The sequence below is a fragment of the Gracilibacillus thailandensis genome (assembly GCF_010994055.1).
In the GTDB taxonomy this organism is placed as follows: domain Bacteria; phylum Bacillota; class Bacilli; order Bacillales; family Amphibacillaceae; genus Gracilibacillus; species Gracilibacillus lacisalsi.
The window spans coordinates 1-12,576 of record NZ_WJID01000053.1 but is presented as its reverse complement, the minus strand read 5'-3'; the positions used below and the strand labels follow the sequence as shown (position 1 = coordinate 12,576).

The following is a 12,576-nucleotide window of genomic DNA, read 5'->3' as shown; positions in this document are numbered from 1 at the left end:
AGATAAAGGAATCACGGTGAGTTTACGAACCGATGATGACTTTCACCTAAAGGCATAAGTGCGACTAAGCCTCTGGTTTCACCAATCGGCAAGTCTTCTTTATCGTAGGGCAATTCGTGAAGTCGCCTAGTTTCTGGGCGCTCGGAGCTAGACATCTGCGCAAAATTTATACTTTCTTATCTTAAAACGAAAAATCCTTTTTAAAAAGAAAGACACGATAACAGACATTTTCGATGCTGTTATCATGTCTTTTTATTGATCGAGAACATTTACAATCCATCCATATATGGCATACGTGCCTCTGTATTGATTTCTCCTCTTACTCGTTTAAGCCAAGTGTTACGTCCTTTTAGCCATTCGCCAAACGAGAAGATAGTTGGTACTCGATTAGAACCCAATCCAATTCCTACATTCATTGAATCCACATCATATATTGTCGTGTGTAATGTTCCCGCTGACTGCAAATATTTTTCCGAGAACACTTCATTTTCCCTATTATTTAATACTTGATAAGCTTCTGCTTTGGAAAGTGATTGTTTTTGCTTTCGTAAAATAGCTAATCGCCGTTGTGAATCTGCTAGATGATAACGATTTGCTTCAGGAAGTAGATCAAAATGGTTTGTGCTTACCGTATCCTCTTTAACACGAACAGCTTGTGAAGTAGCCTCAACCACGTGCCTATTACCAAACCGATCTGCCAATACATAATTAAATGCTACCCGATGTGGGACTTCTTTTAACAAGACAATCGCTTCTTCATTGTTTTGGCATTGTTCTAAAATCATTCGTGTAATAATGGTTGGAATAAAGCCATCACCGGAACCTCGGCGATTGACAAAATTATATCCAGTCATCAGTCCTTTTTCGTTCATACCGTCCGCTCTACCAACAATTCGTTGCGAAGGACCGATCGTCGCTAATCCTTGTTTAGGCTGATATAACACGAATCTTCCTTCATATGTTTTCGGATGATAATCGTAATTACGTACTAGAAAATGATCTCCGGTTAAAATAGAGCAACCAGATCGAATCCATTCCTGCTGATAACCACTGAAATGCATTATGGCTTGATCTAGCGATAATTTCAAAGATTCTGCTAACCCTTTAAGTTCTTCTAAAAACTGTGGAAACAGCGCATTAATCCATTGAATCGCTTCCGCATGATCTACAGAAAAACGTAGCTTCTTCGCCATATTAGGATTCGTATAAATTGGATGCAATGAAGATTGTTTTAACCATTCCCCCTGTTGAAAACCGAAAGATCTATAATCGCCTCTATATTGAATGACATCTACGTGATATTTTTTCATGGTAATTTCCTTTACTATAGTGATCAAGACAAGTGATTATTTTTCTAGATCAATAGTCTTGCTAACGCAAATCATAGCACGGATCATCTCGAATCCAAAGTACATTGCATATCAAATCGATCGAATGAACATATTCTAAACCTAATAACTATCCCTTTTTTAAAGTCCAATACAACCCTGTATTCCTTTATTACGGAGGACAGAAATAGAAGATAGATCACCTATTAATCGCTAATTTTCGCTAACCAACTAAAACTTTTATCTGTTTAATTCGTAGCAAATAATAGGGATCAAAGGAATATAAGACAAGAAAAACAGCTAACTACTCTCCATTTTTTTCCTCTCCCCCTTCCTTTCCAAAGTTAAGTAGTCATTAGTTTTAACTATTGAAATATCGTGTTTCCTTGCAAATTCCAATAGATGTTCATACGCCTCTTCGGGATAGAGCACAACTAGTCTAATATCCATTCCTTTTTCTAGTTTTATAATCGCAGCTTTCTTTGCCCATCCGGCACGTATAAATTTCATTTGTTCTACTTGGTCAGGATCCATTTTCTTTTTGTTAATAGATCTTTTAAATAATAATACTTGATATACTAAGTGATTATCATGAATTTCAAATTTAAAACGAATGGAAGAAGCAAAAACAATTACTACTAGTAAATACAGGAGGAACAGTAATAAAGAAGATCCATAATAATCTGATAACAGACTCCACAATATCACAATGAGAAAAATACTAATCGTCGACCATCTTAGCGGATTTATCCTATACTCCATCGCAAGCTCCTTCCTCGTGTATGTGTCAAAACATCCAACAACCCTTTCAAGTAATGGATTCATTTCTATTTCTTAGTAACAATAGTGTGTTTCGACTTAAATTTTCGTTCTTCTACCATGTATTAACTTGCCTTTTCCTACTGATTACTGAATATAAAACCCTGCAATTTGTTGATTTTCATTAAAAGTAACTTGAAATGTGACTTCATCATCATTAAAGATACCTGTAATTAATACAACCTGATATCCATCCACTTCTTCAACAGTATTGAACTCTTGATCGATAAAGTCTCCTAGCTGGTTATGGAGATCATTCCAAATTCCCTCTATTTTATCGGCAGTTAACTGTTCAGCCATTGTTTCGTCAAAGTTTTCTGTTGCTTCATCAAACTTCCCTTCATTTAATTGATCAATAAAAGTCTCTGCCATGCCAATTATCTGATCATTCTCGTTACTTTCAGTAGCAGATTGTTCCTCATCCTGCCCCTCTTGATTTTGATCTAATGGTTCTTCTTCTGACTCATTTGATTGGTTACATCCTGCGAGCAATATCAATCCTGCTATCATTACAGCAATGATCGATTGAAGTTTTTTCATTTGCCATTCCTCCATTATATCTAATTGTTCTCCTTTAGTTGTGTGAACATCCATTCCCCTATATCGTTAATTACCTTCTTGTCAACTTGCTTTGGTGTTTCATACTCTTTAATTGTTCCTTCACCTGGTCCTTGGTAATCAACAAAAAAGTGATTAAGATCTGGATAACTACTTATAGTAGCATTTTCGCTATCCTCTAATAGCTCTTGCCAAGCGGTAAAATCCTTCTCATAAGATACTTGAAAATCGTCCTCCCCTTGCAAAATGAATAACGGTTTATCCAACTTTGAAACAATTGATGCAACATTATATTGATCCATTTCCTTTAAATAGTAGCCATTCATTCCAAAAACAGTCATTTTTTTAGCTTCATCTTCTGATATTTCTCGTAACTGCTGAGCTTTTTTGTATTCCTCTTCAACCAGTTCTTTTTGTTCATTTTTATCAGACTCATTCATCGGTGTATTCTCTAATACAGCTTTATTTTGGTCATAGACAATTTCCCATAAGGGGCGTGGTGAACCAGCAAGTATAATAATACCCGCATAATCTCCACCTTGTAGATCAATTCGAGGAGCTAACATTCCGCCAAGGCTATGTCCAAGTATATAGACGTTATTTTCATCAATGCGTTTATCACTCTTCAATAATTCTGTAGCCCGAATGGCATCTTCTATCGTTTCTTCATATACCGTAATTTTGTTGGTATCCTTCACTGCTTTCTCCCCATACGTATAAGTTCTTTTATCATAACGAATCACCGCAATGCCCTGTTCCGCTAAACCCCAAGCAATATCACGAAAAGGCTTATACGCGTAAACTGATTCGTCACGATCACTTGGTCCAGAACCATGTACAAGAACGACGGCTGGTAAATTATCTTGATTCTTAGGAAGAGTAAGTGTTCCACCAAGCTCATAAGCAGTTCCTTCTCCAACAATAATTTCTTCTTCAACAATCGAATCTGGCAGACTAGCATTTGTTATACTATTAGGCAGACTAAAACCAACTAATAACTGATTGTTAAAGATCATCCTAAAGTCTAGTGTCAGATTCGTATATTCTACTTTCCCTTCAATAACCTCTAAATTATTGGCCCGTTTCTCCACATTTAAGGAATGAACGTCAACAAATTCTCCACCATCTGCTGAACGTTTCTCCCATTCCCTTTCTAGCTGATCCATAGGTATTGAAGCTTGTAATTCTTCCCCAAACCATTGGTCATGAACCGTTTGATAATCTCCTGTTCGCAATAACTCTATCACCTCATGAGCCGCTTGTTCAGGTGTAAAATCTTTCACATCATTGGAACAACTAGTTAAAAAAATGATAAGCAGTAGCACGCTCCAACTTTTTAGGCCATTCGTAACGTTCATTTGATTTTCCTCCAATTACTGTTGAAAAAATCACCAAATAATAAAGGGGCATTAGCTGCTTTGGCTTAATCCTTGTGCCCTTGTATTACAAGACCATTCCCTTCTTCTTGGCATCTGCATCTAATCCTGCTCCAATCGCTACACCCATAGCTATTCCAAGTGGTAATCCTAAACCAATATTATCAAATATCAGTAGTCCAAACACTACACCTAAACTAGTACCAATCGACATATATATACTTAAATTATATCCACTTGTTACTAACTTGTGTTGTTTCTGCAGGTGAGAACTGATGCTAGCTAGTTTTTGTTTATGATGCTTAACATCCTTATCTGAAAAATTATCTTTCTTATCTTTAAGTTGTAGTAAATGCTCTTCAAAATCATTAAAATGCTGATAGCAATCCTTGCAATCGCCCGAGAAAGAGCTCAATCTTTGAACAACTCGCTTACATTTATCTATTTCAAGCTTTGGGGCAACTTGTTCATCAACAGTGTTTCTCAGTTCCTCAAGCATTGTAATAAGTTTATTCACTCTTTCGCTTTCCATTAATTCACCTCCTAAAGTCTCCAATTAGTCCACTATCTTATACGGTTTTATTCTTGGGAACGTTTCAAATATAGCATTATCGCAAAGACTAATTATCATTAAACCGTTACTACCTAGAAGAGGAAACATTTATTCGTTGGAAAATTTAAATGAGGGTTCGACTAGTTGTATGTAAACACATTCCATAATATTTGTTTCATTAATTTGTCCAAATATTTTACTATTAAAAGCATAATTCTGCTTTTAAAAGAAATAATAAGTTTACTCTTCCCTTAATTAAAGTAGGAGGTTAGACAAATGGGTAAAGCATTTCAACCGAAAGATACAGGAAAATTAACGAATGAAGAATACGGTACTAAAAAAGACAGAAGAAGAGAAGAAGCGCTTACTTCAGATGGTACAAAATCAATGAAAAATTTAAAGAAATAGCGAGCAGCACACTTGTGTGCTCGCTGGCTCCGTTTGCAAAACACAACAACGAAAATACTAGTGACATTTATTGATACTCCATTTTGAAGTCTTCCACTTCCGAACAGCCTATGTTTAGCAATTTACTATAGAGGGTAAATAATTTATATAACCCAATTCCAATAGAAAGGATGAGCACGATGTCCAAAAAAACACAGTATCAACCTATAGGAGGAAATGGGGAAGAACCATCAGACACTCAAGAAGTTATTTATGCAAAAGACTTTAAACAAGCAGATATTGCTGGTGGATATCGAAAACCTAAAGTAAATGAAGCGAAGAAGGAAAATCCTAACTTATAAGAACAGGTCATCTTAAAGCAGCTTTCTCAGCTGCTTTTTCTTTAATTTTGGTAGAAAAGAGTTAATGAGTTAAAGCGCAATATCCCTTCTATTTCGTGTTAAACACTAAGTGTCGAGTTAAGAAATGGAGGATGAATATTTGCTATCACTAGAGATAATATAAGTTATTATTAGTGATTCAAGCATCAGGTTTGCTTGATATGAACTATCATTTTTAACCATCACTAACCTTATAATTCCCTAGAACAGATAGTATATTGGAAAAGGCATATTGTGTTGTATCTTTAGAGATTTGCTCCAACTCCTCCACCTTTGAACATACCACTTCAGCCATATAATTATACTCTCCGCTAATTCTCCATAAATCGATAATATTACGGTTCTCTTTACAATAATTCGTTAACTTTTCACAGCTCTTTGTTTTAAATAAAACAAAACCCTGAATTCCTTTATTGAGTTCTTTATGATTTATCTCTACGGTATAACGATTTATCACATAATCTTCTAATCTTTCTATCCTCGTTTTCACAGCAGGAGATGACATATTTATTTGTTTACCGATTTCCGTATAAGTAAGCCTTGAATTTCTTTTTAATAAATCTAAAATTTGATGATCGATATCATCTAACATTGCTTTCACCCACTCTCCCATTACTTTAAAATTTAAAGTTTTTCATAATATATAGCTTAATAATTCCATTGTAAACAAATCAGGATAGATTTAACATTCTATATGAGGTGATAAATATGACTTGTTCCATTTTCTCTGATTACAAAATCGGGAACTTAACATTAGATAATAGAATTGTGATGGCTCCCATGACAAGAGGATTTGCTGATAATGAAACCGGTGAAGTCAATCACTTGATTGCCGACTATTATGGAAAAAGAGCAAGGTATGGTGCCGGCTTAATCATCACAGAAGGAATGGCTATCAATGAATTAGCCAAAGGAACTTATGGGATTCCAGGAATATTCACACATCGTCAAACCCTAAGTTGGAAAAAAGTCACAAGAGAAGTTCATCAATATAATACGAAAATCTTTGCCCAGCTTTGGCATGTAGGCAGATTAAGTCATCAGGAAATTTTAAAAGGTCATACTCCTGTCGCTCCATCTGGCATAAGTGCTAGCGGGAACGTGCATAGGTTAAGGAAACCGTTCCAACCACCTAAACCTTTAAGTCAGGCGGAAATATATCAAATTATCGATGACTATAGACAGGCAGCAAGAAATGCGATGGAAGCCGGTTTTGACGGCGTTGAAATACATGCCGCACATGGTTATCTCATTGATCAATTTATCAGTGAGAAATCAAACCATCGGCAAGACATGTTTGGAGGGTCCTTACAAAATAGACTGCGATTTTTAGATTTGATTATTAAAGAAGTAAAGAAAGTTGTGCCTAAAAATAGAATTAGCATCAGAGTTTCAGAAAAGAAAGATGACGATAGGGATTATGTATGGGAGCAACCCGAAGAAATGGTACACGCTATCACAGAGATCCTTTCCAAACATCGAATAAAAATTATCCATCCCTCTGTAGAAAACTACGGTGTTGCACTTAAAAATGATCAAAGATCGCTTCATGAGTTATTTAGGAAATACTGGAGGAAAACCCTTATAGCTGTTGGTAATATAGCTCCTAATGAAGGGGCAGATATCATTGAAGAAAATCAAGCGGACCTAGTTGCATTTGGACAATTATTTATAGCCAATCCTGATTTGGTTATTCGTCTGAAAGCAAATCAAGAGATTTTCCCTTATCATACAAAAGAGCAGCTAAAATGTTTAAATTAATTTATACGCGGATTTAAAAATACTGAAGCAGGCTCTGCCAAATTCATTTTAATAGGGCCTGCCCAATCCTAATGAAGAAAACAAATGATAATTGTTGCTGCGCAGTATACGTTTACTTCGTCTACTATGCAATATAAAATTTCGCTTGTTTTTTTTTACTTCATATTTACCGACTTTTTTGGGGGAATTAAGGTGTAGTGCATGACAATATCCTATCAATTAAGATACCGATTACTCATTTTTCAACTTTTATTTAACTCCAAATACAAACTTGAAAAATAGAGAATGAAAATCCGTTCAAATCTTCAAAAGCAAAAGAAAATACATCATACATCTAACAAGTGAGATCGTATAAATGTTTGGACCAATATTTCAGCTTCTTATGATCTGCATCGATATATTTATGATCAGGAGATCTGTTTATTCAATTTTTGAAAGTACCTATATACTTTGTTTATTTTTTTCTGATGTTTGCCCTTTGGATTTTCCATATTCCCAAACTCAAAAAACTTTACCTTTTTAATGCCTACGTATTGAAATAATGCTTTACGCATTAAAACTTTATGAGCATTATTTAACCAAAACATTGGATAAAAGGGTGGACCTTTCATTACAGAAATACATACGACTGATTTACCCTTCAACAAACCGTCTGGCAACAACTTACCGTTATCTTTGTAGGCAAATCCTGATGCAAACATTTTATCGATATAACCCATTAACATCGCGGGAGGTCTTCCCCACCATATAGGGTAGATAAAAATAATCTTTTCAGCCCACGATAATTGATCCCGATATTTTGCTAATTCGGGATCTTTATATATATCTCTTCTCTTCTTTTTCTCCCCAAATTCAAGGACCGGATTAAATTTTTCTTCATATAAATCTAAAACTTGAACATTTTGTATAACATGGTTTTCCTCACACCCGCGAAGTACCTCTCGTAAAAAAGCGTAGCTCAAGCTTTGATGATTTGGATGGGTAAAAACAATCAGAACATTCACTATTAAACACCTCATTTGATAACTAAATATTAACATCTATCATTTGACAGAGTCCGAACTAGAAGAAATGGAAAAGGCAATCCAAATTTTACAAACTAAAGTTTTGGATAGGTAAAATGGAAAGGACCAATAGGAAAGAAATCAGGATCTTTATGTTAATTTAAAAAAGTTATAATAACTCATATTTCCATAAGAAAGACCTCTAGCATTTGCTTTTTGTATAAACGTAAGACACTAGAGGTCAAAAAATCCCCCCGAACCATTAGTCCGAGGGAAGATAAAACATACTATAATTTTTAGTTAAAAACCATTAAAGCTATTTTAACTCTAGCGACGCTACACTCTCGACATGCGTCGTCTGCGGAAACATATCCACTGGCTGAATCCCTTTTACCTCATATCCGTTCTTTACTAAATATTCCATATCTCGCACCTGTGTCACTGGATTGCAGGACACATAAACGATACGCTTTGGCTTAAGCTTAACGACACTAGACAAGAATGCTTCATCACTTCCGCTTCGTGGTGGATCCATAATTACTACATCTGCTTTCTCACCACGTGCTGCCATCTCCATCATGAATTCCCCGGAATCACCTTGATAGAAACGGGCATTTTTCACGCCATTGCGCTTTGAATTGCGGATTGCGTCTCGAACAGCATCCTTATTTAGCTCTACACCAATGACTTTGCCAGCCTTTTGACTAGCAATCAGACCGATTGTACCGATCCCACAGTACGCATCAATTACGGTTTCACTTCCAGTCAATTGGGCCATTTCAATAGCTTTTGCATATAACTTTTCCGTCTGAACAGGATTAATCTGATAGAAGGATTTCGCGGAAATATCAAACTTCATTCCACACAGGGTGTCTGTTATAGTCCCTTTACCGAACAACACTTTCTCCTGATCCCCTAGAACCATGCTCGTATCCCGGTTATTCACGTTCATGAGGATGGTCGTAATCTCCGGGTGAGCCTTCCTAAGAGCTTTTACAAAATTATTCTTACCCTTAAAAATAGGTGAAGCTACAACCAGCACCACCATGATCTCACCACTAACTTTACCGACCTTCACCAGTATATGACGCAGGAAACCTCGTCCAGTGTCTTCATTATATGGCTGCATTTTAAACGACTTCATCATGTCCTTAATCGTTTGCCAGATCTCATCCGCTTTCGGATCATGAATGAGACACCGATCCATTGAAATAAGCTGATGACTATTCTGAGCGTATAGCCCACCAATAATCTGCCGTTCCTGATTCAAACCAAATGTTGTATGGCTCTTATTTCGATAATCATACGGATGGTCCATCGTTAAAATCGGTTCCGGTTTACCGAATGGTTTCATTAATTGATCTATTGTTTCCTGTTTGAAACCTTCCTGAGCTTCCTCGTTCATATGCTGAAGCTGACATCCGCCACACTCATAAAAATAGGAGCAGATTGGCTCGATTCGGTCTTTTGACGAGGTGATTACCCGCTTTAATTCCGTATTAACATATCGACCATTAGTAGACAAAGTTATCTCAGCCGTTTCACCTGGCAACAGATGCTCCACTTCTAACTGCTTTCCCTTCCACTGAACGATGCCTTTCCCCTCATTGGTCAGGCCTGTGCAGGTCACCTCTGCTGTTACAGATTTCTTATTACCTCGATGCTTATTTGTTGACGAGGGCTTACCTTGGAATTTGCCGCCCTTTTGATTAGTCAGTGCGGAGCGCTTTTTCCCATTTGTTTTTTTCGCTTGATTGCGTCTTTTTCCCTGTTTATATCCATTCTTTTTGCTTTTATTCATAGGCACTTCCTATCTATTTTTCTTTGGTTCCTCATTATATACTATCCAAAGTCAGTAGTAAAACTAACGAATGAAAAAAAAACTGCCACCAATTATTGGATGGATAAAGGTGCCTGGCACCATCGCCTATACCATCCAATAAGTTCAAAAAGCTGTTAAAGGTTGAATTCAGGTCAATTGACAAATGCACAAGAAATTCTATTTTTTAATATAACCATCGAAATTAGTGAAATAGGAATCCCTAAATTGATTCGACTTTTCATCACTTTATCGCAAAAATAAAAATAGCCATAACTCTTTTTATAAAAAGAATTACGACTAAATGTATGATAAACTAATTGAATTTTACACCTTTAAATTCTTTCTTTTCCAAATGAATTTTAGTTAACGCTAATGTAAAGAGCAAAAATAACTCAAAACCATTTGTTACAGCACCGCTAGGAAGGAAAGAAGACAAAGTACTAACGATACCCATGATGACTGTTCCAATCAACATCCATTTCCACGTTGTTTTCTTATATAAAATAAAGCCTGCAACTAACAGAACACATGTAACTCCAATGATCATGTATGGCGGATGAGAACTAGAAGATGACGATACATATTGAAGAACATCATTATCCCATACTGGTTTTAACTTTAACTGAATGACACCCATCATAATTTCAATAACACTTAGCAGAATTGCGACAAAGACGAAAAACCATTTTGCGATATTGCTTTTCATCCAATTTATGTCTGTTAGTTTCAAAACGCCATAACTAAATAATACTAAAGTTGGCGTAACCAATGCATGTATCCAGTAGCGACCTAAATTCAACATTTCCAGTAAGTCACCTGTGCCAATAAATCTCCCAAGAGCCAGGACCAAGTTGTCATATAATAAACCAATAATGACAAGGTAGAAAAAACTTCGATACGTTAACTCTTTCTGTGATGACTTGAAAGTCCAGATAATTAATATGATATAAGCTAGCACAAAAAATGTGTAAAAAAATGTATCCATCAGAATCCCTCCTACCTATCTATATCCGTATAGAGAAAATTCATGCATACTTTTACTATTACTTTTCTGCTCAGTTTCTCCTTACTATGCCATTAAAAATCTCTTTTGTCTCTGCATCTTTATCCATTTATTGGCCTACTAGTGGGTAAGTGATACTTTCTTGCATGGTATCATTTATCAAACGGATTTCCCATGCATGGAAGTCAAGTGCTGCAAGTTGCATTGCATTTTCAAACACAGTCCGATCGTCTTCCGTTACGATATCTTCGTTCATCGTATATTGAACGGTAGCATTACCGTTTTCTATCAAAGCGTTTTCGATTTCAAATCCTTCTATGATTGCAGAAGAGTAAAACGCATCCTCAATATCTACCGTATGCATCGATTCCACCGTCTCCGGGAAAGATAAAGGCTCTCCATTCTCATTTGTCACTTGTTCTTCTAACTTTCCACCAGGCAGAAACAAGGTTTCCTCTAATTCTTGATCATAGACCGTATAATAGCCACGCGTCAGACCTCTTTCGTCTTCAATCACAATCGGCTCATCTATTCCTCTTTCAGCGACAATAATGTCTGTTTCTCCATCTGGATTAAAGAATGTTACTTTTTCAATCCCGTATAAATCACTAATTCCATACAACGTTTCATTGAATAGTAGACTTTGTGTAGATGTTGTGGATAATTGATTTCCCTCTTCATTAAAATGTAAATGAAGCTCAGGCCATTCTACTGAAATATCTGCATACGAGCTAAGAATTTCTTGTTCAGAAGGATCATTGTCATTAAGAGACATTTCTAACCGCTCTGCCAGTGAGAGTTGTTGTTCTTCATCACGAGTGATAGAAAACGCTGTATGAAATTCAACCTCAGTAGAAACAACATGCGAATCAATGAAATAAGCAGGAGTTTCTTGAATTCCGCTGTATACATCTGAATCATCTTCGTCCATTTCGTTTTCAGTTTCTTCTGTATCCTCAACATTACCGTTTTCCTCGTTATCGCCAATTTCTGTAGGATTTTCTTCCACCGGTTCGGCATTCTGTTCCTCTTCCTCAGTATTCTGGCATGCAACGACTAGAAACACTATAGAAATAATTCCTACTATTTTAATCATTTTCTTCAATCGTATCTCCTCCTCTATCACTCCTATACCCTAGTAGACTGACATTTAAAATAATTTTAATTAATCGGGGATTTACGCCCGACTACTACATGTATTTTAATCTGTTTAATGGATCACATTCTGCGAGATGGTGTCATAATATATGACCAAAGAGAAGCAAAGGAACTCATCATAACTATACTCCCATGCACCAAACGTTATAATAAGTGATTTATTACGTGCAATAGAGACAAAAAATGCTTAATTCCTCCACCCTTGTCTGCTGTGAATGGTTCGTTTGATCAGTGATACGGTCAAAGCGAGCAATGCAGTCAAGAAAGTACGAAAAGCAAACAGCACCATAAAACTATCTATACATGCTCATAAACATCATCCTTTCTATAGGGGGAATTAGCCGACCTTACCCTAAAACAACATTATTGTGACCGTCAAGTAAAAAGACACAATTTATGCTCATTA

Annotated in this window: 13 protein-coding genes; 3 read left to right on the top strand and 10 right to left on the bottom strand. The window is 36.2% G+C overall.

The window, feature by feature from the left end:
* Positions 1-269 precede the first annotated feature (269 nt).
* From GH715_RS15275 to GH715_RS21370, 5 genes are all read right to left on the bottom strand, one after another.
* On the bottom strand, positions 270-1,310 hold the full coding sequence (locus tag GH715_RS15275) for a C45 family autoproteolytic acyltransferase/hydrolase (RefSeq protein WP_153836103.1): 1,041 nt from the start codon (positions 1,308-1,310) through the stop codon (positions 270-272).
* Between the two features lie 318 nt (positions 1,311-1,628).
* Positions 1,629-2,090, bottom strand: a complete 462-nt coding sequence (locus GH715_RS15270; RefSeq protein ID WP_153836102.1) for a hypothetical protein — start codon at positions 2,088-2,090, stop codon at positions 1,629-1,631.
* A 144-nt stretch (positions 2,091-2,234) separates the two neighbouring features.
* Entirely contained in the window at positions 2,235-2,687 is a 453-nt protein-coding gene (locus GH715_RS15265) for a DUF3887 domain-containing protein (RefSeq protein WP_163578690.1), read from the bottom strand.
* A gap of 20 nt (positions 2,688-2,707) precedes the next feature.
* Positions 2,708-4,063 carry an alpha/beta hydrolase gene (locus tag GH715_RS15260; protein WP_153836100.1) on the bottom strand — a complete coding sequence of 452 codons (1,356 nt, stop codon included), beginning with the start codon at positions 4,061-4,063 and terminating at the stop codon, positions 2,708-2,710.
* An 85-nt stretch (positions 4,064-4,148) separates the two neighbouring features.
* A complete protein-coding gene (locus GH715_RS21370; protein ID WP_205601866.1) occupies positions 4,149-4,613 on the bottom strand; it encodes a glycine zipper domain-containing protein in 465 nt (154 codons plus the stop codon).
* 297 nt (positions 4,614-4,910) lie between these two features.
* On the opposite strand from GH715_RS21370, the gene GH715_RS21825 reads away from it, so the two are divergent.
* Both GH715_RS21825 and GH715_RS15250 read left to right on the top strand, forming a co-directional pair.
* Positions 4,911-5,042, top strand: a complete 132-nt coding sequence (locus GH715_RS21825; RefSeq protein WP_018933217.1) for a hypothetical protein — start codon at positions 4,911-4,913, stop codon at positions 5,040-5,042.
* A gap of 179 nt (positions 5,043-5,221) precedes the next feature.
* The gene (locus tag GH715_RS15250) at positions 5,222-5,383 is read left to right on the top strand and encodes a YfhE family protein (RefSeq protein WP_153836099.1); all 162 of its coding nucleotides are present in this window, start codon (positions 5,222-5,224) and stop codon (positions 5,381-5,383) included.
* 214 nt (positions 5,384-5,597) lie between these two features.
* Here the strand turns inward: GH715_RS15250 and GH715_RS15245 are convergent, their stop codons facing one another.
* The gene (locus GH715_RS15245) at positions 5,598-6,014 is read right to left on the bottom strand and encodes an Lrp/AsnC family transcriptional regulator (RefSeq protein WP_205601865.1); all 417 of its coding nucleotides are present in this window, start codon (positions 6,012-6,014) and stop codon (positions 5,598-5,600) included.
* 116 nt (positions 6,015-6,130) lie between these two features.
* Between GH715_RS15245 and GH715_RS15240 the strand changes: the two genes are divergently transcribed.
* Positions 6,131-7,183: an oxidoreductase gene (locus GH715_RS15240; RefSeq protein WP_153836097.1), complete on the top strand. Its 1,053-nt coding sequence runs from the start codon at positions 6,131-6,133 to the stop codon at positions 7,181-7,183.
* A 407-nt stretch (positions 7,184-7,590) separates the two neighbouring features.
* Here GH715_RS15240 and GH715_RS15235 read toward each other — a convergent pair whose 3' ends face one another.
* The 4 genes from GH715_RS15235 to GH715_RS15220 form a co-directional block, all read right to left on the bottom strand.
* Complete coding sequence (locus GH715_RS15235; protein WP_163578688.1) at positions 7,591-8,187, bottom strand: NAD(P)H-dependent oxidoreductase; 597 nt, start codon at positions 8,185-8,187, stop codon at positions 7,591-7,593.
* Positions 8,188-8,503: 316 nt separating this feature from the next.
* Complete coding sequence (gene rlmD, locus GH715_RS15230) at positions 8,504-9,988, bottom strand: 23S rRNA (uracil(1939)-C(5))-methyltransferase RlmD (RefSeq protein ID WP_153836096.1); 1,485 nt, start codon at positions 9,986-9,988, stop codon at positions 8,504-8,506.
* Between the two features lie 334 nt (positions 9,989-10,322).
* On the bottom strand, positions 10,323-10,994 hold the full coding sequence (locus tag GH715_RS15225; RefSeq protein ID WP_153836095.1) for a hypothetical protein: 672 nt from the start codon (positions 10,992-10,994) through the stop codon (positions 10,323-10,325).
* 127 nt (positions 10,995-11,121) lie between these two features.
* Positions 11,122-12,117, bottom strand: coding sequence for a hypothetical protein (locus tag GH715_RS15220; RefSeq protein WP_153836094.1), 996 nt, complete (start codon positions 12,115-12,117; stop codon positions 11,122-11,124).
* Between the last annotated feature and the right edge of the window lie 459 nt (positions 12,118-12,576).